This is a genomic window from Streptococcus oralis (assembly GCF_023611505.1).
GTDB classification, from domain to species: Bacteria; Bacillota; Bacilli; order Lactobacillales; family Streptococcaceae; genus Streptococcus; species Streptococcus oralis_CT.
The window spans coordinates 1,729,948-1,751,080 of the sequence record NZ_CP097843.1; the positions used below are offsets into that span (position 1 = coordinate 1,729,948).

Consider the following 21,133-nt stretch of genomic DNA (forward strand, 5'->3'; position numbering starts at 1 on the left):
ATCGTTCTTTCTGTTCTTTTGATTCCCTCTAAGTTTGAGACTGAACCAACCTAGCACGGCAATAATACTTTATTTCTTTTCAGGATAAATAACTTAGTCATTAATACAGTGGCTCCTTACTCAAGGATGTCAAGACAGAGTAAAAAAGCCTAGATCAACTAGACTTTCTTAGCTTATTCTACTGTTACTGACTTAGCAAGGTTGCGTGGTTTGTCCACATCAAGGCCACGGTGAAGTGTTGCAAAGTAAGCGACCAATTGCGTTGGTACCACCATTGAGATTGGTGAGAGGTAAGGGTGTACGGTCGTAAGGACGATATCGTCTGTCTCTTTAGCAACATTTTCTTCTGCGATTGTAAGCACTTTGGCACCACGTGCTGCGACCTCTTGGATATTTCCACGAGTATGGTTGGCAAGGACTGGATCTGATAAGAGGGCCAAAACAGGAGTTCCCTCTTCAATCAAGGCAATGGTTCCATGCTTGAGTTCTCCTGCCGCAAAGCCTTCACACTGGATATAAGAAATCTCTTTGAGTTTGAGACTGGCTTCCATAGCTACGTAGTAATCTTGACCACGTCCGATGTAAAAGGCATTGCGAGTTGTTTCAAGAAGCTCACGAACCTTACTATCAATTAATTCTTTTTCTGAAAGAGTTGATTCGATAGACTGAGCTACGATTGACAACTCATGAACCAGGTCAAAAGCTTTGGCTTTTTCATTCCCATTTGCTTCTCCGACAGCTTTTGCCAAGAAGGCAAGAGCTGCGATTTGTGCGGTATAGGCCTTGGTTGAAGCCACGGCAATTTCAGGACCCGCGTGAAGAAGCATAGTATGGTTGGCTTCACGAGAAAGAGTTGAACCTGGCACGTTTGTCACTGTCAAGCTTGGAATGCCCATTTCATTGGCCTTGACCAAAACCTGACGGCTGTCAGCTGTTTCACCAGACTGGCTGATAAAGATGAAGAGTGGTTTCTTGCTGAGAAGTGGCATACCATAGCCCCACTCAGATGAGATTCCAAGTTCAACTGGTGTATCTGTCAATTCTTCTAGCATCTTTTTAGAAGCAAATCCTGCGTGGTAAGATGTCCCAGCTGCAAGGATGTAGATACGGTCTGCCTCTTGAACAGCCTTGATGATAGACGGGTCTACGACTACTTGACCAGCCTCATCTGTGTAAGCTTGGATCAACTTACGCATAACTGTCGGTTGCTCATCGATTTCCTTGAGCATGTAGTAAGGATAAGTTCCCTTACCGATATCAGACAAGTCAAGCTCAGCAGTATAGCTAGCACGCTCACGGCGATTGCCATCATAGTCTTGCACTTCAACGCTATTAGCCTTGACGATTACCAACTCTTGGTCATGGATTTCCATGTATTGGTTGGTTTCACGAATCATAGCCATGGCATCTGAGCAGACCATGTTATAGCCATCTCCAAGACCAATCAAAAGTGGTGATTTATTCTTAGCCACGTAGATAACATCTGGATTTTCAGAGTCAATCAAGGCAAAGGCATAAGAACCACGGATGATGTGAAGAGCTTTTTTGAAGGCTTCAAGAACTGACAAGCCATCTTCTTCAACAAATTTCCCAATCAAGTGAACAGCAATTTCCGTATCTGTTTGCCCCTTGAAGTGGTGACCTGCAAGGTATTCTTCCTTGATTTCAAGGTAGTTCTCAATCACCCCATTGTGCACCAAGACAAAACGTCCAGTCTCAGAGCGGTGTGGGTGAGCATTGTCCTCCGTTGGTTTTCCGTGAGTCGCCCAACGCGTATGTCCGATACCAGTTGTACCCTCAACACCAGCTGTCTTTGCAGATAATTCTGCGATACGACCGACAGCCTTGACTAAATGATTTTCAGCACCACCTAGGACAAAAATCCCCGCAGAATCATAACCACGGTATTCGAGCTTTTCAAGCCCCTGAATCAAAATATCAGTTGCATTTGTGTTTCCAACAACACCAACAATTCCACACATAGTATATACGACACAGACCAGCTGTGCTTTCTCCTTAAATTGGTATAGTCTGATTTCCCTTTTACAGAATCAGCAAAAACAGTATATACTTGTTTTTCTCACTTGTCAAGGATAAAAATTGGTATAGTTTTTCTATCTGGTATTTTATCAAGATTTCACTTGATACCTGACAAGTCAGCATCAATTACTTATAATAAAAAGAGGAGGTATTTGCCATGTGGTTTTTCTTCGCACTTTTATCAGCTGTCTTTGCAGCCTTAACGTCAATTTTAGCCAAGATTGGGATTGAGGGAGTTCCATCCAATCTAGCAACTGCTATTCGTACGGTCGTCGTCATTCTTATGGCCTGGGCCATGGTTTTCTTGACCAATAGTCAGACCGAAATTTTCAACATCAGTAGAAAAAGTTGGCTCTTTCTCATCTTATCTGGTTTAGCCACTGGCGCTTCTTGGCTCTGCTACTACAAGGCACTACAGATGGGCAATGCGACTGAGGTATCTGCTGTCGATAAATTCAGTCTCGTCATTACCCTTGTTCTAGCCTTTTTCTTTCTACAGGATATCCTGACGTTTAAAACAATTATTGGCTGTATCCTGATTACGATCGGAACCTTGGTGATGATATTGTAATAAAGAGTGAGATGAACACCATCTCACTCTTTTCATTCTTAAAATCCATTATGGTCGCTGAGTTCTTTGAACCAATGGCCTGATTTCTTCAGGCGACGTTCCTGTGTTTCCAAGTCAAGTTCAATCAAACCATAACGATTTTTATAGCTGTTGAGCCATGACCAGCAGTCGATAAAGGTCCAAATCAAGTAGCCCTTACAGTTGGCCCCGTCTTCAATGGCACGGTGAAGTTCACGCAGATGCCCTTTGACAAAGTCAATACGATAGTCGTCCTGAATCATCCCATCTTGACGGAATTTTTCTTCCCCTTCAACACCCATGCCATTCTCTGTCAGCATCCACTCAATATTACCATAATTTTCCTTGATATTTTGAGCGATATCATAAATCCCCTGCTCGTAGATTTCCCAACCGCGGTGAGGATTGATTTTACGGCCCGGCATGACGTAAGGCTCATAGAAATGCTCTGGCAAAAGCGGGCTATCAGGATGTTTAGCAAAGCGTGGAGCCATGACGCGCAAGGGTTGGTAGTAGTTAACCCCAAGGAAGTCCACAGTATGCTCACGAATGAGCTCCAACTCTTCAGCTGTAGAATCCGGCAGCAAATCATGCTCTGCTAAAGTCTCTACTAACTCTTCTGGATAAGCTCCCAAGACAGACGGATCTAGGAAAGATTGGGCTTGAAAGAAATCGGCAATGCGAGCAGCCTTGACATCTGCGGGATGCTGACTACGTGGGTAGGCTGGTGTCAAATTAAGGACAATCCCAATCTTAGAGCCAGGCAAAATCTCATGACAGGCCTTAACCGCAAGACTACTAGCCAGTTGCGTATGATAGGCAACCTTAACCGCTGCTTTGGCATCCACCTTGTGAGGATAGTGGGCATCATAGAAATAGCCAAACTCTACAGGTACGATGGGCTCGTTAAAGGTAATCCATTGATCCACCAAGTCACCGTAAGTCTCAAAACAAAAACGAGCATAGTCTTCATAAGCTGAGACGGTTGCCTTATTTTCCCAACCATCCCCATCTTCTTGCAGGGCAAAAGGCAGGTCAAAGTGATAGAGATTGACTAAGAGACGAATGCCCTTGGCCTTAATGGCTTCAAAAACCTGACGGTAGAAAGCCACCCCTTGTGGATTGACTTCTCCACGGCCTTGTGGGAAAATACGAGACCACTGGATAGAAGTTCGGAAGGCTGTATGCCCAGTCTCTACCAAAAGCTCAATATCCTTTTCCCAGTTTTCGTAAAAGGTCGATGTTTTGTCAGGTCCAATCCCATTGTAGTAGCGATTGGGCTCCACCTGATACCAATAATCCCAGAGATTATCTCCTTTACCATCACCAAGCACTCTTCCTTCTGTCTGTGGTCCAGAAGTAGAGGAACCCCAGACAAAATCCTTTGGAAATTTTAGCATTATTATACCTCTTAACTTGATTATGTATTTCTTCACTCTCATTATATAGAAAAAACAAGGTAAAAACTAGTTACATTTTTGCCTTGTTTTTCTTCTGATTATAGTTTTTATTTCTTGCTTAGGATTTCAAGGGTTTCGAGCAAGTTGTCTGCGTGAACTTCAATTGTGTCACCAGTTGCCTTGATCTTAACTTCTACAATACCATCGGCTGCTTTTTTCCCAACAGTGATACGGATTGGCAACCCAATCAAATCGCTATCGCTAAACTTCACTCCGACACGTTCGTTACGGTCATCTGTCAAGACTTCGTAACCAGCTCCCATCAAGCTTGCTTCAAGTTTTTCTGTTAAGGCTTGTGCTTCTTCGTCTTTGACATTGACAGTGATCAAGTGCACATCAAATGGTGCCAATTCTTTAGGGAAGTTAACTCCCCAAGCATAACGGTATTCACCTTTAGGCGTTTTGTTAACAAAGAGGCGAGCGTGTTGCTCTATAACGGCTGAAAGGAGGCGGCTAACACCGATACCGTAACAGCCCATGATGATTGGCACAGCACGACCATTTTCATCCAAAACATCTGCACCCATACTTGCTGAATAACGAGTTCCGAGTTTAAAGATGTGACCGATCTCAATACCACGGGCAAAGTTTAGAACACCTTGTCCGTCTGGTGAAATTTCACCCTCACGAACTTCGCGAATGTCCACATATTCTGCAGTGAAGTCACGACCTGGGTTCACACCCGTCAAGTGGTAGCCATCTTCGTTAGCCCCTACAACAGCGTTGCGAACATCTTGCACCTTACGGTCTGCAATGATTTTCACATTTTCTGGTAAACCAACTGGTCCAAGCGAACCAAAGCCTGCTGGGACGGCACTTGCGACTTCTTCCTCGCTAGCCACATCAAAGAAATCTGCTCCCAAATGGTTCTTCAACTTGACTTCGTTGAGTTGGTCATTTCCAACTAGAAGGGCTGCGATAAGTTCACCATCTGCCATGTAGAAAAGGGTTTTGATCGTTTGTTCTTCTGGCACGTTGAGGAAGGCTGCCACTTCATCGATGGATTTAACACCTGGAGTTTCTACTCGAGTCACTTCTTCTTCCGAAACGACACGGTTGCTTGGTTTGTACTCGTTTGTTGCCATTTCTAAGTTAGCTGCATAGCTAGACTCACTTGAGTAGGCAATGGTATCTTCACCAGAAACCATCCATTTGAGCAATTCTGCCTTGATTTCTTCTTGCACTTCTGCAGGAATTTCATCAAATGAGGCAACTGACTTGTCTAAGACAACCCAGCGGTCGAGGTCTGTACGGGCTGGTGTAATGGCCATAAATTCTTGGCTATCCTTACCACCCATAGCGCCACCGTCACCGATGATGGCCTTGAAGTCCAAGCCACTACGAGTGAAAATACGTTCGTAGGCCGCCTTGTACTCGTCATAAGTCACATCCAAACTATCGTAATTAGCATGGAAACTATATCCGTCTTTCATGATAAACTCACGCGTACGGAGAAGGCCGTTACGTGGACGTTTTTCATCACGGTACTTAGGTTGAATTTGGTAAAGGTTGAGTGGCAATTGCTTGTAAGACTTGACAGAGTCACGAACAATAGCTGTAAAAGTTTCTTCGTGTGTCGGACCTAGGATAAAGTCTGACTTTTCACGATTTTTCAGTTTATAAAGGTCTTCACCATAGGTTTCATAACGACCTGATTCACGCCAAAGATCGGCACTGAGAAGGGCAGGGGCTAGCATTTCCACCGCACCAATCTTATCAAACTCTTGGCGCATAATGTTTTTAGCCTTTTCAATCACACGGTTAGCAAGTGGTAGGTAAGAATAAACACCAGCAGAAACTTGACGAACATAACCAGCACGCAACATAAGGGCGTGACTGATAACTTGAGCATCGCTTGGCATTTCGCGAAGCGTAGGGATTAGCATTTTACTTTGTTTCATAATATTCCTCGATTATCTAAAAGAAGAGTCGCATAATGTCATTCCAGGTCACAGCTAGCATCAAGACAACCATGATAACTACACCAGCCATGGTGACATAGGTTTCAATTTCTTGTTTAAGGGGTTTCCGGCGGATAGCCTCTAGGATATTGAGCACAATCTTTCCACCATCCAAAGCCGGGATAGGAATCAAATTAAAAATCCCGATATTGATGGAAATCATAGCTAGGAAGTAGAGGACATTCTCAATTCCATTTTTAGCAGCATCGCTACTTGCCTTAAAAATGGCAACGGGACCACCGAGTTTGTTCAAATCTGGATGGAAAATCAAGTTTTTCAGAGCTGAAAGGATACGGAGCCCTGAGTCAGCAGCGGTTGTAAACCCACCAACAAACATGGATAGAAAGTCTGACTTGACCCCCGGTTGAACTCCGAGAATATAGCGTCCTTGATTCTCTTCTGGAGTCACAGTAACTTGTTTTTCGCTACCATTTTCAGAAATAGTCACATCCAAGATCGGAGCGGTCTTGTCCTTGGTATCTGCTTCCACAGCCTGGGTCAAATCTTGCCAATTCTTAACCTCATGCGAGCCGACCTTGGTGATTTGAGCTGTCTCAGCTACGCCCACCTTAGCCAAAGATCCCTCTGGCATGACATGAAAGAGATTGGTCTGAGTGTCTCTAACACCACCCTGCAAAAAGATCAGAATCCAAAAAACAACAACACCTAAGATAAAGTTATTCATAGGACCTGCAAAGTTGGTGATGAGCTTACCCCAGATAGAAGCATTTTGATACTGTACATCCAGAGGGGCAATGCGTACTTCGGTTCCATCTGCCTCAACAACTGTTGCATCGTGATCCACCGCAAAGGTCTTTTCTTCTTCCAAGACCAAGCCCTTGATAAAGAGCTTGTCTTCAAAGTCAAACTGAGTTACCTGCATAGGGAGAGCTGTTTGATCAAGTTTCTTCCCAGATAGATTGATTCGTTTGACCTTACCATCTTCGGCAAGTGTTAAACTGACTGGAGTTCCTGTCTTGATCTCTGTCGCATCATCACCCCAGCCTGCCATACGAACATAGCCTCCTAGAGGAAGGATACGAATTGTATAAGCAGTGCCATCCTTACCGATATGGGAAAAAATCTTGGGCCCCATACCAATGGCAAATTCACGAACTAGAATGCCTGATTTCTTGGCAAAATAAAAATGTCCAAACTCATGCACCACCACAATAATCCCAAAAACGAGGATAAAGGTTAGCAATCCAATCATTCAATATTCCTTTCTTTAAAACAGGCCAAATAAGTGCATCATTGGAAACACAATCAGCATGCTGTCAAAGCGATCCAACACACCGCCATGTCCAGGGATAAATTTTCCAGAATCCTTGACACCGAAATGGCGTTTCATGGCACTCTCAATCAAGTCACCAAACTGACCTGCCACACTGAAGAAGGCTGCAAAGAGACTCATCCTATAAATTCCATAGGGAAGAGCAACTGTACTGTCCACTAGCATGAAGAGTACTGTTATCAGTACCGCACCTAGAATACCCCCAACAAAGCCCTCAATACTCTTATTAGGAGAAACTCTCGGGGCTAACTTATGCTTGCCAAAATTCACCCCCGTCAGATAAGCTGCACTATCTGTCGCCCAAACGATAAAGAGAGCCAGGAGAACCTTATCAAATCCAGCTATACGAGCATCTAGTAAGGCATTGAAGCCAAAACCAACATAGAAACTCACAGCAATCGGAAAGGCAGCATCTTCAATCGTATAGTTTTTACTGAAAACGGTTGTCCCTAACATTATTGTAATCAAAACACTGTAGGCAACTACATTGCCATCAACCGGCAAAAAAGTTAGGTAATTTTCTAAGGGGATTGTGAGGGCAAAGGTTGCAAGGAGGGTCAAGGTACCCTCAATGGTCATAGTCTTTAGTCCCTTCATGTGCAGAAGTTCATGAACAGCCAGCATAGCTATCAATCCAATTCCTATCTGCAACAAGAGCCCGCCAACAAACAAGACGGGAAGGAAGATAACCAGAGCCAGTCCAGCAAATAGTGTTCTCTCTTGTAAATCCTTGGTCATATTATCTCCTAAACTCCTCCAAATCGGCGATGACGACGATTATAGGCAAGAATTGCTTCCTGTAAAGCTTCCTCGTCAAAATCAGGCCACAAGGTATCCGTAAAATAGAGCTCACTATACGCCCCCTGCCATGGAAGGAAATTGCTCAAGCGTAATTCTCCACTGGTACGAATAATCAAATCTGGATCTCGCACATCCTTAGGCAAATGTTGGGTGAAGAGATAGTTGCCAATCAATTCCTCTGTGATATCACCTGGATTGATTTTCGCATCTAAAACATCCTGAGAAATCAGCTTAACAGCCTGTGTAATCTCTGCACGTCCACCATAGTTAAGAGCAAAATTAAGAATCAAACCCGTATTGTTCTTGGTCAATTCCTCTGCTTTTGTCAAAGCTTCAAACGTCGGCTTAGGCAGACGGTCTGTCTCCCCAATCATCTGAATCTTAACATTATTTGCATGTAATTCAGGAACGTAGTTATCATAAAACTCGACTGGTAGGTTCATGATAAACTTGACTTCCTGATCTGGGCGTGTCCAATTTTCCGTAGAAAAAGCATAGACCGTAATAACCTTAACGCCCAGTTTGTTGGCTGCCTTGGTCACCTTTTGGAGGGCTTCCATCCCCGCCTTATGACCCAAAACCCGTGGTTGCATGCGTTTTTTAGCCCAGCGACCATTCCCATCCATGATAATCCCAATGTGAGCAGGAACCTGTGTTGGAACCTCAACTTCTACAGCTTTATCTTTCTTAAAAAATCCAAACATGATCTTATTCCTATTCAAAAATCTATCGTTTCATTATACCATATTTCCCTCTATTCTTCTATTGCTAAGTTACTGCCCCTGCTTGCAGACAAACAAAAAATAAGCCGCCTGATTGGGCGACTTTATTTTATAGGGAGATTATTATGAAAAAGTTTTAGGAGTTTAAGTTAAGTTTCTCTTAACTTATGAGTCTAGTATACCGCCCCTAACTTAAATTTTTCTTAAGTTTTTCGAAAAAGTCAGATTTTCCCATTTTTCTTGCCAATTTTTCTTGGACAAGCGCTCTTGATAGAGCTTCATTCGGTCCTCATTCTCTAAGAAATGAGGAGTTGGGGAAACTTGAAACTTTAAAATATCCTCTAAACCATAGGGCGCAAAGAGCTCTAAAGTTGCGTCGGCATGCAAGCGAAGCCCTATCGCCGTACAGCGTTCGGGATATTTACTCATAGCATCACGAGAACTCGTGTAAGGCGCAGTGTGGGGACTGTGCTGGTGCATATAGACCTGATTTTTCAACTCCCACTGATACTGAGGAAAATCTTCTCTCAGCTTTTTCTCTAGGGATACTGTTTCCTCATAAGAAACATCTAGATCAAAGAAAATCACATCCACATCCGTCTCACTGTCAAAAGGCGATTTGTCTGACAAGAGATTCCAGATAAAATTTCGGACAGAACCTGCTGCCAACCAAGAGTCTTTCAGAGCAAGGTCACGAATAATGGTCAGAATGGTCATTATATCTGGATTTTCTCTGAAAGCATCTAGAATTTCTTGTTCATTTTTCATTGTATTCATAACCTAAATGTTCATATGCCTTAGCCGTCGCAACCCGTCCAGATCGTGTCCGCATGATAAAACCTTTTTGGATTAAGTAAGGCTCATACATATCTTCCACCGTTTCGCGCTCCTCGGCAATATTGACAGAGAGAGTTCCTAATCCGATAGGACCACCACCGTACATCTCAATCATGGTCCGAAGGATTTTCTGGTCCACATAGTCTAACCCTTCATGGTCTACATCTAGCATGGTCAAAGCCTTATCAGTAATGACATCATCAATTAAACCATTCCCCATAATCTGGGCAAAGTCGCGCACGCGCTTAAGGAGACGATTGGCGATACGAGGAGTTCCTCGACTGCGTAAGGCCAGCTCAGCAGCTGCCTCATGAGTGATTTTCATCTCAAAAATATCTGCTGTTCGTTCGACAATTTCTGTCAAGTCAGCATGGGCATAGTATTCCATATGACCTGTAATCCCGAAACGCGCTCGTAGAGGATTAGAAAGCATACCAGCACGGGTCGTCGCACCAATCAAGGTAAAAGGTGGCAAATCCAAATGGACACTGCGACTGCCTTCACCAGCCCCAATCATGATGTCGATGTAAAAGTCCTCCATGGCACTATAAAGTACCTCTTCCACCGACATGGGCAGGCGATGAATCTCGTCAATAAAGAGGACGTCTCCAGGTTCCAAATCATTCAAAATCGCTACCAAGTCACCCGCTTTTTCAATGACAGGCCCAGAGGTCTGCTTGAGATTGACTCCCAGTTCGTTGGCAATAACAAAGGCCATGGTCGTTTTCCCCAAACCTGGAGGCCCAAATAAGAGTACATGATCCAGTGCTTCATCCCGCATTTTGGCGGCTTCGATAAAGATTTGGAGCTGGTCCTTGACCTTATCCTGCCCAATATATTCACGTAAATATTGGGGACGTAGGGTACGTTCTACCAACTCCTCATCACCCATGATTTCATAATCTAAAATTCTACTCATGCTCCTATTATAGCAAAAATCCAGCCTACAAACAAAAAAGCCACCTGATTGGGTGACTTCTTTAGGGAGATTATTATGAAAAAGAAAAGTTTAGGATTTCATTAAATAAAGGGTACTCAATGAAAATCGAAATCAGACTAGGCAGATAGACGCAAGCATAACTATGGTTAGCTAAGTCGACTCTAACGAAGGTTGATGAGATTTTCGAAGAGTATTAGGAGGTCTTTATTTAATGATTATATAATACACAAGGAGACTTAAAATTCCCTTAATTTTTAAATCCATTACTAACAATTTTCTTGAACAGCTGTTTGACCTGCAATACGTCCAAAAGTAAAGATATCCGTAAGCGAATTTCCTCCTAGACGGTTACCTGCATGGAGTCCACCTGCGACTTCTCCGGCAGCATACAAACCAGGAATAATCTGACCTTTTTCGTTCAAAACGTGTGTTGAAGTATCAATCTTGAGTCCACCCATTGTATGGTGAACGGCCGGTTTTCTCGGTGTTGCGTAAAATGGCGCAACCTCACACTTGAGATCAAAACTACCTTTATTAAATTCAGGATCAAAACCTGCATCTACATAGGAATTGTAATTCTTAATCGTTTCCACTAGAACTTGTGGATCCATACCAATCTGAACCGCCAACTCTTCTATCGTATCTGCACGATAGAGAGTTCCTGCCTTGACTTGGGCATCGATTTTTTCTTGGCTAGTGTTGTAAGCAGTTTCCTTGATGCGGTCATCCGCAATCAAGTAGAACAAACCACCATTATCAATCGCCGCTTGAGATAGCTTGTCTCGGCTACCGTACTCATCTACAAATCGCTTCCCTTGAGTATTTACCATGATGAAGTTAGCTGGAGGAACTTGAAGTCCTGAGAAGAGAGCTCCTGTCACTGGATCGGATACTGGCATCATTTGACTAAAGCCCATACCCACCAAATCTGCACCTACACTTTGACCTAAAAGAATACCATCTCCTGTTACAGCTGGTGTATTAGATGTGGCAATATCATCTGCTATTTCAGTCCAGTAGGTATTGTATTTTTGTAGCATCTTGGTATTGGCACCAAATCCTCCAGAAGCTAGAACAACAGCATCTGCATTGACAATGATGGTTTGACCGTTTCGGCCTTCTGCTCTGACACCCTTGACAGCCCCGTCTTTTACAAGCAATTCTTTAACTGGAGAGTCAGTCAAGATCTTACCTCCATTTTCTAGAACATATTTTTGTAGGACAGATATAAAGGCATACCCCATTGGTTGAACCGGCTTATGACCACGACGCCAAAGGGCTCCAACTGGCATTGTCACTTCGCTACGAACAAATTCAACACCAATGTCTTCCAACCAACGAACAGACTCTAGGGCCCGTTCGGTTAAAACAGATACTAAATCGTATTGGCCATGAATTTCATTTCCTTGTAAATCTTTTCGTTTCCCACCGATATAGGTTTGGATACGGTAAAGTAAGGTAGAGTCAAACAAATAGCTTGGGTCCTGTAAATACTGCTCAACCTCAACTTTCAAGGCTCTAAAGTCCTCTAGATATTCTGGGTCAATCGTTGATTCATCTATCGCAATCAATTCTTGAAGCGTATGTGCCTCACCTGGATGAGCTGCGAAGGTTCCTTGCCATGCTGGATCTGGTGCATTCATTGGACCACCTGCACGAACAGTATTTCCTCCAATTGCTGGGAATTTCTCAACAATAATCGGCTTCTTACCAGCTTGTAAGACTGCAGCAGCCGCAGCTAAACCAGCTCCTCCACCTCCAACGATGACAACGTCTGCCTGATAGGTTTTATCTTCTTTATCTAGAGCAGATGGCGCTTTTGAACGCTTGCGTAAAACATCTGGATTTGCACCAGCTTGTTTGACCGCACGCGCAACTCCGTCCAAGACACCATTTGAAGTCACAGAAGCTCCTGACACCGCATCAACGTTTAAGGTTTGTCCCTCAATGATTTCTGCTGGGATACGAGTAAAGACAACATCTGCGATTCCTGAAGATTCTCCAGAAGAATCGATTTCAATTTTTTCAATACGGTCCTCAGAAACCGTGACATCCATCGGCAATTTACCATTATGGCCTTCAGTTGTAACATGATAAGTCCCCGGTTCAAATCGAACTTCTTCAGGGAGATTTAGTTGGTTTGCAACGGATACAAAGCGAAGGAAGCGATAAAAACAACTATCTAGGAAATCTACAGTTCGTTCATCAATTAAATTTCCATTATCATCAAATGCTCGATGAGCTCGACCAAGTAAAAACTCACTGCCTGGCATAACTGTTGCATTTACTCCAGGAGCATCAAGAATCTGACGAAGATGAAGTTGGGCACGTGAAGAACCTTGAATATCATAGGAAGCTCCTACAATCATTGTCGGCTTTCCGTCTAGTGGATGAATGTTAAAAGACAACCACTCGAGCAAGCTATTCAAACTTGATGGAATCGTATGATTGTGCTCGGGTGTCGAGATAATGACACCATCAGCTTCTGAAATAGCTTGATTAAACTTCTGAATAATAGGTGTATCTGTTTGATCATCTGTTTCATTGAACATCGGTACATCTGTTATTTCTAAAATCTCAATATCCGCTTTCTGAGCAAAATGTCTTTTCATAAATTGCAACAGGTTGCGATTATAGGATTTTTTTGCATTAGTCCCAACAATAGCTACTAATTTCATTGACTCTTCTCCTTTCATTAATTCCCTAGGCTTTTAACCATTCTTCCCAGATGAATGATTTTTTACGATTTGTATCTTCAGGTTTTACTAAAGCTTTTGTTAGTTCAACAAAATTTTGAAACTCTGAAAAATGTTCTTCTAGTTCTGCAACCTTTTCAGGATTGTTCAAATGACACTCATCATCTAGTACTTGCTCAGAATGACCTAGAAAGAACTCTGTACCAGGCATAACTCTCGCTTTAAGCTCCGGCGCATCTAAAATTTGACGTAAATGTGCCTGCGCTCTAGATGTTCCTAGCAAACCGAGAGAAGCACCTACAATCATAGTTGGTTTATTGATTAAGGCACGACTGGTATAGGCAATCCACTCCAAAGCAGAGGCCAAAGGTGCTGGTATTGTGTGATCGTACTCAGGTGTTGAAATAATCACACCATCTGCAGCAAGAATTTTTTCTGAAAAAGCTTGAACCTCAACTGGTGCTTGCTTGTCCTCAGGTTCGTTAAATGCTGGCAATTGTTTGATTTCCAATACCTCAATGTCGGCCTTATCCGAGAAGTGCTTTTGCATAAATTTCAAGAGTTTCCGATTGGTTGAGCGATCCGAATTGGTTCCAACGATAGCAACTAGTTTCATCTTGGTACCCCTTTCATTTATTTAATCTACTTTCATTATACTACTTTAGAAAATCTTGTAAATCCTTGATAATAAAGACCGTGTTATTCTATCAGATTATCGTACTTTAGTATAAGTTCGTGAAAAAATTAACAAAATATCTTCATAAACTATTGAACGGCTTCCTTAACTATGATATAGTCTTGGTGAAAAAATATACATTTAAGGAGGATGTTTTTATGAAAGAGACATTCAATCGTTGGCGGATTCTAGTCGCGTCTACAGCCATTCTTCTTTGCACAGGTGCCGTCTATTCCTTTTCTGTTTTTGCCGGACCACTTAGCAGTTCAACAGGCTGGTCCATGTCAGATATTATGTTAGCATTTGCTATCAACTCTGCAATCGGCCCTATCCCCATGATTCTAGGAGGTTATTTAGTTGACAAAGGTTATGTAAAATGGACCATCGCCCTCGGCGCTCTCCTATTTGCTAGCGGATTTTACTTAACCGGCTATGCCAATTCACCAGCCATGCTTTATTTGACCTATGGATTAATGGCTGGACTTGGTCAAGGTTTTGCCTATTCGGGTGCCCTCTCCAATTCACTTCGCCTCTTCCCTGATAAACGTGGCTTAGCCTCTGGAATTCTGACAGGCGGAATGGGATTTGCCGCAGTCATCGCTTCTCCAGTCGCAAGCAATCTCATTCAACAACAAGATGCCTTCTTTGCTTTTCGTACCATTGGGCTAGTCTATATTGTTGTTATCATCTGTGCCATTTTCTTTATCAAGGCAGCTCCAAGCGGCTACCAACCATCAGGCTGGAAAGCTCCAGTACAAACTAAGCAAGGACCTACTAATAAAACCTGGAAACAAATGCTACGAAGCCCTCTGTTTTACATTATCATTAGCATGTTCTTTGTCGGCGCCTTTTCTGGTTTGATGATTGCCTCTCAGGCATCGCCAATCGGTCAATCAATGTTTGGACTCTCTGCAGGAACTGCAGCTCTCTATGTTTCTCTCTATTCCATTGCAAACTCTAGTGGTCGTTTTATCTGGGGATCACTCTCTGATAAAATTGGCCGTTCAAAGACCTTATTGATTATCTATTCTGTCATTGTCCTAGCTTTATTCTCTCTAACTATCGTCCCTGGTCAATTCGGCTTCACCTTAGGAATTATAGGACTTGGTATCTGCTTTGGTGGTGTTATGGGGGTCTTCCCATCTATCGTCATGGAAAATTACGGTCCTGCAAATCAGGGAGTCAACTACGGTATCGTCTTCACTGGATATTCTTTAGCAGCATTTTTCGCTCCCAAAGTCGCTGTTCAAATGGCAATGGCTAATAATGGAAATTATAGTGTAGCTTTTTATGTGGCTATCGCTTTGGCCTTCATTGGACTTATGCTTACTATTTTTTATATGAAAAAGAAAGCTTAAATCTAGAAAACTTCCTAGATAAGGAAGTTTTTTTGGTATAATAAAAGTAGTAATAGTATATTGGGAGGATTTACCATGGCAGACCGTTCACGTTTCTTACGAGATAACCCATCTGACTTCCCATATGATTTTGAAAAACAAATCCTATCCAAAACGTCTCCTGACACAATCTATCATTGTCATCCTGAACTAGAGATTATTTACGTTACAAAGGGTTCTGCCATCGTTCATATCAACTCAGAACGCTTTGAAAGTCGTGAAGGAGATATTTTTCTTATCCAACCGACCTCTCTCCATGCTATCTATTCTCACAAAGATCAAGAACTATTTTCTACCAGCTTTCGGATTCATCTAGATTATCTTGGTAGAAGTCAAATTGACAGTTTTAGCCAACGCTATATTCAACCCCTCCACTCTGGCCACTTTTGCCTCACTCCTCAAATATCACCAGGCGATAAAGCCTATGATCAAATTCAATCCTGCCTTCTTTCCCTCTTTTCTATCCTTGAAGAAAAAGGCATATACTACGATCTACTCATAAAGTCTAAACTATACGAATTGCTTCATCTTCTCTTTAAGTATCGATATGTCAATCGACACTATACAGATGATACCTATCAAAAATACCAAAAACTAAAAGAAGTGATTTGCTACCTTGAACAGCACTATGCAGAACCCATTCATATCGAACAACTAGCTGCAATATTTGGATATAGTAAAAATCACTTTATGAGTATTTTCAAGCAACATACTGGAGCCAGTTGTATGGACTACCTGCTCCAGTTACGTCTTGAAAAATCCTGTGAGAAACTCGTCCAAACCAACCTCAGCATTCAAGAAATTGCAAGCCAAGTCGGTTTCACCAACCTTTCAAACTTCAACCGTCAATTTAAGCAGCACTATCACTTAACACCTAGACAGTATCGAAATCAACAACTTAAAAAGAAAACATGATTCTTTCTCCTTAGTCTTTTCTAAGGAGTTTTTTCAAACAAAAAAGCCACCTGATTGGGTGGCTTCTTTAGGGAGATTATTATGAAAAAGAAAAGTTTAGGATTTCATTAAATAAAGTTAGGAGGTCTTTATTTAATGATTATATAATACAAGATGAATCTTAAAGCTAACTTAATTTTTTCTCTGATTTATCATTTTTTTAAAAATTTTTTTCGAATGGAATTTTCCTCTCCAAGCCATAAAAAAGCCACCTGATTGGGTGGCTTCTTTAGGAGATTATGATGAAAAAGAAAAGTTTGGGATTTCATTAAATAAAGGGTACTCAATGAAAATCGAAATCAGACTAGGCAGATAGACGTAAGCATAACGATAGTTAGCTAAGTCGACTCTAACGAAGGTTGGTGAGATTTTCGAAGAGTATTAGGAGGTCTTTATCTAATAACTATATGATACACGAGGAGACTTAAACTTTACTTAAGAAAAAATAATTTTTTTTATCTTTTTCGATCCACCCAAATCATTCCTGTGCAATCATAAGTAGATAAAGTTTCAAATCCCAGAGAACGATAGAATCCCAAGGTTTTTTCTGTCTGTTCGGTCACTAGTTGGACTTGATAGGCATCTTTGTAATCACCTAAAACCTCTTTCATCAAGTCGCTACCAATCCCTTGGCGCTGATGGCAAGGCAAAACAATCAAATCCTGGACAAAAATCGATGTAAAACCATCTCCGACCAAACGGACCAAGCCCACCACGGCATCGCCATCAAGTGCCAGGTAAATCGCTAATGAGTGAGACAAAGCCTGCTCCAACATTTGGGGTTGATGTGTATAGTTTGTCCAACCTACTGCCTGATAGAGATGTAAAACATCTTCTAACTTGACAACTTCTTGCTTTCTCACGCTAATCATGTCATCACCTCTTAGAGCTCTCTCAAGCTCTTGTACTGCCGTCCATCTTTATCAAAGTTTTCAGGAGCCAGCCATGCTTCCAAACGAGCTTTAACTTGAGGCCAGTCCTTATCAATCATAGAGAGCCAATCCGTATCCCTCGTACGCCCCTTATAAACGACTGCCTGGCGGAAGGTTCCTTCATAGACAAAGCCCAAACGTTCCGCTGCTCGTCTGGATGGCAGATTTAGAGAATCACATTTCCATTCATAGCGACGATAGTTAAGCTCCTCAAAAACATAGCGAGCTAGGAGATATTGAGCCTCTGTCCCTATCCTCGTACCCTTAAGAGCAGGCGAAAAGGTGACGGCACCAACTTCTATTACTCGGTTATTCTGGTCAATGCGCATGAGAGAAAATGTTCCCAAGGCCTTACCAGTTGCCTTGTCTATAATCACGTAGTAAAAACGATCCTTACGATTTAACATCTGATTTAAGACGGTAACTAGTTCCTCCATATCTGCCACTGGTTCCTGAAAGAGGTAGGTCCACATCTCCCGAGGAGTATCTGGACCATAAACAGCTAGCAAATCCTCTGCATGCTTCTCCACCGAAAGAGCCTCTATCCGAGCGTAGCGCCCTTCTAAGGAATCAATGGAAGGCAATTCACCTGGTGTATAACCTTTCATTGACTCACCAATTATCTGACCATATTCATTTACTGGCATAGCTTTCTCCTTGTTTTACGCTGAAAATACTATATCATAATTTTCTCTATATGGAAACTAGCACTCTCCCCAAACTTCATCCTCAACACTACATTAGTGATCCGTTTTCTTTCTTTTCTCTTCTAAGGCTTGATTAATTCGTTGGGTGAGTTTGTGAGTTTGCCAGATCTGGTACAACCATATCAGTCCATAAATTAACAAGAAAAAGAACCACAGCAAGGGACTCAACAATGCTGAACCCCAGCCAAAAAATAGGTAGGTCAATACTAAAATAGTAGCTGTCGCTAACAAATGAACTCCTACACGCATACTATAAGCAAGAAACTCTAGCCTTTCAAGGATTAAGGTCAATACCCCCATAATTCCACTCATCAAAAACAAAGCTAGAATATTTTTTGTCGTTGGTGCGGGATAGGTGATACCTGAATAAAACTGAGCCAATAACACCAAACTCAAATAAACAAAGGAGGCCGTCCGCATTCCCGATACAAAATAAGCAATCAATCGCTTCATGATTTTCTCCTATAAACCTAAATAATCCATTAAGGACTTAACGTATTTCCGACTCACACTAGATTTGATACCCCGAGTCATCTTAGCCATCATGTTTCCTGAAAAACTATCCGATAATGACTCTAGATGGTCAATGTTTATAATTGAATGACGTGATATCTGTATAAAGTTACGCCGGTTAATCCGATTCTGAAAGTTTGTCAATGTTTCCTTAGTTTTATAAATCCCGTCTACCGTATAAATGGTCAACAAATTCTTATCGATATCTGCTAGAATAAGATCCTCAATTTTCACCATAACCAGATGATCATCCGTTCGAATAGGAATGACCACCTGATTAGTCGTTGAAAATTGTTCTAAATACTCCATGACTTCTCTTGCTTGGTCAGTTAACTGAGCTGCCTGAATTAAAATGTGTGGGTCTTTTTCTGAAAACTCTGTCTTCATTTCAAAACGAATCTTCATTTTCTCTCCAATACATCTTTATTTTCTCTTGCTAAACACTTTAACAAATAAAATCCAAAGAAGAATAGCGACGAGACTGATAATAACCACTATAAAGTATGTTTCTTCCTTTGTCAATAGTTCTTGCCAGTTGATTTGGATTCCCATTTTTTCTTGAAATTCCTGTAACAGACTGTTGTTTCCTGAAAATGCAGTCTCTAACCGATCTTTCATCAAGACTTGTCGATAAAGAGAAGCAATATAAGTTGCAGGGGTACATTTCATGAAAAGCTGTGCAGAATCAGGTAGTACTCCAATAGGGATATAAGTTCCTACTAAAAATCCAGAGGCAGTTCCCACTATCGTTGCCAGTTTCCCAAGGCTATCTACAGATTGAAAACGGTAAACCAAGAGAACATTTACCAAACTTGAAAGCAGACTGCTTAACAACATAATCAAAGCGATTTCCGGTAAATGACTGATAACTGGGCTCTCTTTAAAATAAAAACTCATAACAGCATACATAAACACCTGCATGACAAAAGAAATGACAATACTACTGATTAGATAGGACGTCTGTAAGCCCCAGTTACCTAAATCTGTCAAGAAGAGATCTTGATCCACTTGATTTTCACGATCCTGTACCATTTGTGTAAGAGCCGTAAAACTGGTTGTCATCCCAGTCACAGCCAAGGTCCCACCCATCAGCCAGTTATTTAAAAGGTTCGTATTATCAGGGAGTTGGGACCAAGCATCCGTCAAGTTCTTCTGCAAAAAAATGATATAAAGGAGGAAGGAAATCAATGCCCCCAATAATGAGAAAAATACTCCCGAACGATTACGAAAATATAAGATAAAATTCCGTTTCAATAAAGCTAGCATTAGCGAACCTCTCTTCCTGTAAGTGCAATAAAGGCATCATCCATAGTACCTGGGCGAAACTCAAAAGAATCAATTTCTTCTCGAACTTTTGCCAAATATTCAATGGCTTCCTGTGACGTCCTTGGATAAAAAAGATATTTCAACTCGTTTTCTTCCTCTACTGTCATTCCAGTCTGTAGCAACTTTTCTAAATCCTTCATTTCCTTAAAACGAATTTTTAGGATATTAGATGCATACTGACTTTTGATAGCAGTCGCAGAACCTTGCGCGATCACTTTTCCATGATCAACGATATAGATCTGATCCGCTTCATCTGCTTCATCCAGATAATGAGTCGTTAAGATAATAGTCATCCCTTCATCCTTTTGTAGTCGATACAGCAGATCCCATATGGATTTGCGAGTCTGAATATCAAGACCTGTCGTTGGTTCATCCAAGAAAAGAATATCTGGTCGCGAAAGAAGAGCACGCGCAATATCAACCCGACGTTTTTGCCCACCTGACAAGGTTCCATAGAGTTGTTTCTGGAAAGCAGTCAAACCCAGTTGATGAATCAAATCATCCACACGACTTGCTGCAATCTCCTTATACTGTTGAGCACGAATCGTGAGATTTTCCCTAACCGTCAACATCTCATCCAGTACACTAGCTTGAAAAACAACTCCGATTTTCGTATTTGGCGCATATCGAATTTGACCTTGTGTCGGCTTTTTCAAACCGATTAACATGGAAATAGTGGTTGATTTCCCTGCACCATTGGGTCCCAAAATAGCATTGAAACTTCCTTTTTCAAACTCTAACTGAATATCATCGACAGCCATATGATTGCCGTACCGTTTAGTCAAATGTTTAGCTTGTAAAATCATATTTTTCCCTCCTCTTTACCTCACTAGTTTAACAAAAAGAATGAAAGAAAAATCGACTTTTGAGATAAGCAGTTAAAATGAAAGGCCAAGTGGTAAAATAATGGGGGCTAAGTTAAAGTGGTTCAGGCTGCAACCGTTTTTCTCCTATCGAATCACTAGAGGAAGTTTAAAATCACTTACAACCAAACATTATTTTTTAAAACATGCGCTATAAAAGAGGTGTTTTACCACATCTAGCAGAAAAAGCCAAAAGTCGGTAGTATTGTTCTCACCAAAGCAAACAATAAAAAATGAATCAGAAATCATGACACACACTCCCTTCTAGTAAAATGAAAATGCTGAATGGGGCAGGATTGAATTTGAAGTAAGCAAGTATGGTCCTGAATTTGAAACTGCCATTAACGATAAGTCTATCTATTAGGAAAGAAATCTTCAATACAAGCAAAAACAGCTCTTGTTATCCAAGAAGAGCTGTTCTATTT

At 41.7% G+C, this 21,133-nt stretch carries 19 protein-coding genes; 3 read left to right on the forward strand and 16 right to left on the reverse strand.

Annotated elements, in window-relative coordinates; genetic code table 11:
• Positions 1–173: 173 nt before the first annotated feature.
• On the reverse strand, positions 174–1,982 hold the full coding sequence (gene glmS / locus M9H69_RS08700; protein WP_250315410.1) for a glutamine--fructose-6-phosphate transaminase (isomerizing): 1,809 nt from the start codon (positions 1,980–1,982) through the stop codon (positions 174–176).
• Between the two features lie 215 nt (positions 1,983–2,197).
• Here glmS and M9H69_RS08705 point away from each other — a divergent pair, with 215 nt between their 5' ends.
• Positions 2,198–2,611, forward strand: a complete 414-nt coding sequence (locus M9H69_RS08705) for an EamA family transporter (RefSeq protein ID WP_250315411.1) — start codon at positions 2,198–2,200, stop codon at positions 2,609–2,611.
• Positions 2,612–2,649: 38 nt separating this feature from the next.
• On the opposite strand, the gene M9H69_RS08710 is transcribed toward M9H69_RS08705, so the two are convergent.
• The 9 genes from M9H69_RS08710 to M9H69_RS08750 all read right to left on the reverse strand — a co-directional run bounded on the left by M9H69_RS08710 (position 2,650) and on the right by M9H69_RS08750 (position 13,956).
• Positions 2,650–4,029 carry a glycoside hydrolase family 1 protein gene (locus M9H69_RS08710; protein WP_250315412.1) on the reverse strand — a complete coding sequence of 460 codons (1,380 nt, stop codon included), beginning with the start codon at positions 4,027–4,029 and terminating at the stop codon, positions 2,650–2,652.
• Between the two features lie 107 nt (positions 4,030–4,136).
• Positions 4,137–5,990, reverse strand: a complete 1,854-nt coding sequence (locus M9H69_RS08715; RefSeq protein ID WP_250315413.1) for a proline--tRNA ligase — start codon at positions 5,988–5,990, stop codon at positions 4,137–4,139.
• 16 nt (positions 5,991–6,006) lie between these two features.
• A complete protein-coding gene (rseP, locus tag M9H69_RS08720) occupies positions 6,007–7,263 on the reverse strand; it encodes an RIP metalloprotease RseP (RefSeq protein WP_250315414.1) in 1,257 nt (418 codons plus the stop codon).
• A 15-nt stretch (positions 7,264–7,278) separates the two neighbouring features.
• Positions 7,279–8,082 (reverse strand): phosphatidate cytidylyltransferase, encoded by an 804-nt coding sequence (locus M9H69_RS08725; protein ID WP_250315415.1) that lies wholly within the window; start codon positions 8,080–8,082, stop codon positions 7,279–7,281.
• Between the two features lie 8 nt (positions 8,083–8,090).
• A complete protein-coding gene (locus tag M9H69_RS08730; protein WP_250315416.1) occupies positions 8,091–8,849 on the reverse strand; it encodes an isoprenyl transferase in 759 nt (252 codons plus the stop codon).
• 210 nt (positions 8,850–9,059) lie between these two features.
• Positions 9,060–9,644, reverse strand: coding sequence for a nucleotidyltransferase family protein (locus M9H69_RS08735; RefSeq protein WP_250315417.1), 585 nt, complete (start codon positions 9,642–9,644; stop codon positions 9,060–9,062).
• The gene (gene ruvB / locus M9H69_RS08740; protein WP_284453896.1) at positions 9,625–10,623 is read right to left on the reverse strand and encodes a Holliday junction branch migration DNA helicase RuvB; all 999 of its coding nucleotides are present in this window, start codon (positions 10,621–10,623) and stop codon (positions 9,625–9,627) included. The genes M9H69_RS08735 and ruvB overlap by 20 nt, the downstream gene beginning before the upstream one ends.
• A gap of 287 nt (positions 10,624–10,910) precedes the next feature.
• Complete coding sequence (locus M9H69_RS08745) at positions 10,911–13,322, reverse strand: flavocytochrome c (RefSeq protein ID WP_250315418.1); 2,412 nt, start codon at positions 13,320–13,322, stop codon at positions 10,911–10,913.
• A 25-nt stretch (positions 13,323–13,347) separates the two neighbouring features.
• The gene (locus tag M9H69_RS08750; protein ID WP_250315419.1) at positions 13,348–13,956 is read right to left on the reverse strand and encodes an NADPH-dependent FMN reductase; all 609 of its coding nucleotides are present in this window, start codon (positions 13,954–13,956) and stop codon (positions 13,348–13,350) included.
• Positions 13,957–14,174: 218 nt separating this feature from the next.
• On the opposite strand from M9H69_RS08750, the gene M9H69_RS08755 reads away from it, so the two are divergent.
• Together M9H69_RS08755 and M9H69_RS08760 are read left to right on the forward strand one after the other, a co-directional pair.
• Positions 14,175–15,374, forward strand: a complete 1,200-nt coding sequence (locus tag M9H69_RS08755; protein WP_250315420.1) for an L-lactate MFS transporter — start codon at positions 14,175–14,177, stop codon at positions 15,372–15,374.
• 75 nt (positions 15,375–15,449) lie between these two features.
• The gene (locus M9H69_RS08760) at positions 15,450–16,328 is read left to right on the forward strand and encodes an AraC family transcriptional regulator (protein WP_250315421.1); all 879 of its coding nucleotides are present in this window, start codon (positions 15,450–15,452) and stop codon (positions 16,326–16,328) included.
• A 494-nt stretch (positions 16,329–16,822) separates the two neighbouring features.
• Here the strand turns inward: M9H69_RS08760 and M9H69_RS08765 are convergent, their stop codons facing one another.
• From M9H69_RS08765 to M9H69_RS08790, 6 genes are all read right to left on the reverse strand, one after another.
• Entirely contained in the window at positions 16,823–17,239 is a 417-nt protein-coding gene (locus M9H69_RS08765) for a GNAT family N-acetyltransferase (protein ID WP_250315422.1), read from the reverse strand.
• Positions 17,240–17,250: 11 nt separating this feature from the next.
• Positions 17,251–17,946, reverse strand: a complete 696-nt coding sequence (locus M9H69_RS08770; protein ID WP_250315423.1) for a GNAT family N-acetyltransferase — start codon at positions 17,944–17,946, stop codon at positions 17,251–17,253.
• Between the two features lie 93 nt (positions 17,947–18,039).
• Positions 18,040–18,459 carry a DUF3021 domain-containing protein gene (locus M9H69_RS08775; RefSeq protein WP_250315424.1) on the reverse strand — a complete coding sequence of 140 codons (420 nt, stop codon included), beginning with the start codon at positions 18,457–18,459 and terminating at the stop codon, positions 18,040–18,042.
• A 9-nt stretch (positions 18,460–18,468) separates the two neighbouring features.
• Entirely contained in the window at positions 18,469–18,924 is a 456-nt protein-coding gene (locus tag M9H69_RS08780) for a LytTR family DNA-binding domain-containing protein (RefSeq protein WP_009729708.1), read from the reverse strand.
• Positions 18,925–18,942: 18 nt separating this feature from the next.
• On the reverse strand, positions 18,943–19,785 hold the full coding sequence (locus M9H69_RS08785; protein WP_250315425.1) for an ABC transporter permease: 843 nt from the start codon (positions 19,783–19,785) through the stop codon (positions 18,943–18,945).
• Positions 19,785–20,651, reverse strand: coding sequence for an ABC transporter ATP-binding protein (locus M9H69_RS08790; RefSeq protein ID WP_250315426.1), 867 nt, complete (start codon positions 20,649–20,651; stop codon positions 19,785–19,787). The genes M9H69_RS08785 and M9H69_RS08790 overlap by 1 nt, the downstream gene beginning before the upstream one ends.
• Positions 20,652–21,133: the final 482 nt, after the last annotated feature.

Excerpts from the sequence above, each read along its gene's own strand:
- glmS (WP_250315410.1), bottom strand. The coding sequence starts at position 1,982 with ATGTGTGGAATTGTTGGTGTTGTTGGAAACACAAATGCAACTGATATT.
- M9H69_RS08705 (WP_250315411.1), top strand. The coding sequence starts at position 2,198 with ATGTGGTTTTTCTTCGCACTTTTATCAGCTGTCTTTGCAGCCTTAACG.
- M9H69_RS08710 (WP_250315412.1), bottom strand. The coding sequence starts at position 4,029 with ATGCTAAAATTTCCAAAGGATTTTGTCTGGGGTTCCTCTACTTCTGGA.
- M9H69_RS08715 (WP_250315413.1), bottom strand. The coding sequence starts at position 5,990 with ATGAAACAAAGTAAAATGCTAATCCCTACGCTTCGCGAAATGCCAAGC.
- rseP (WP_250315414.1), bottom strand. The coding sequence starts at position 7,263 with ATGATTGGATTGCTAACCTTTATCCTCGTTTTTGGGATTATTGTGGTG.
- M9H69_RS08725 (WP_250315415.1), bottom strand. The coding sequence starts at position 8,082 with ATGACCAAGGATTTACAAGAGAGAACACTATTTGCTGGACTGGCTCTG.
- M9H69_RS08730 (WP_250315416.1), bottom strand. The coding sequence starts at position 8,849 with ATGTTTGGATTTTTTAAGAAAGATAAAGCTGTAGAAGTTGAGGTTCCA.
- M9H69_RS08735 (WP_250315417.1), bottom strand. The coding sequence starts at position 9,644 with ATGAATACAATGAAAAATGAACAAGAAATTCTAGATGCTTTCAGAGAA.
- ruvB (WP_284453896.1), bottom strand. The coding sequence starts at position 10,623 with ATGAGTAGAATTTTAGATTATGAAATCATGGGTGATGAGGAGTTGGTA.
- M9H69_RS08745 (WP_250315418.1), bottom strand. The coding sequence starts at position 13,322 with ATGAAATTAGTAGCTATTGTTGGGACTAATGCAAAAAAATCCTATAAT.
- M9H69_RS08750 (WP_250315419.1), bottom strand. The coding sequence starts at position 13,956 with ATGAAACTAGTTGCTATCGTTGGAACCAATTCGGATCGCTCAACCAAT.
- M9H69_RS08755 (WP_250315420.1), top strand. The coding sequence starts at position 14,175 with ATGAAAGAGACATTCAATCGTTGGCGGATTCTAGTCGCGTCTACAGCC.
- M9H69_RS08760 (WP_250315421.1), top strand. The coding sequence starts at position 15,450 with ATGGCAGACCGTTCACGTTTCTTACGAGATAACCCATCTGACTTCCCA.
- M9H69_RS08765 (WP_250315422.1), bottom strand. The coding sequence starts at position 17,239 with ATGATTAGCGTGAGAAAGCAAGAAGTTGTCAAGTTAGAAGATGTTTTA.
- M9H69_RS08770 (WP_250315423.1), bottom strand. The coding sequence starts at position 17,946 with ATGCCAGTAAATGAATATGGTCAGATAATTGGTGAGTCAATGAAAGGT.
- M9H69_RS08775 (WP_250315424.1), bottom strand. The coding sequence starts at position 18,459 with ATGAAGCGATTGATTGCTTATTTTGTATCGGGAATGCGGACGGCCTCC.
- M9H69_RS08780 (WP_009729708.1), bottom strand. The coding sequence starts at position 18,924 with ATGAAGATTCGTTTTGAAATGAAGACAGAGTTTTCAGAAAAAGACCCA.
- M9H69_RS08785 (WP_250315425.1), bottom strand. The coding sequence starts at position 19,785 with ATGCTAGCTTTATTGAAACGGAATTTTATCTTATATTTTCGTAATCGT.
- M9H69_RS08790 (WP_250315426.1), bottom strand. The coding sequence starts at position 20,651 with ATGATTTTACAAGCTAAACATTTGACTAAACGGTACGGCAATCATATG.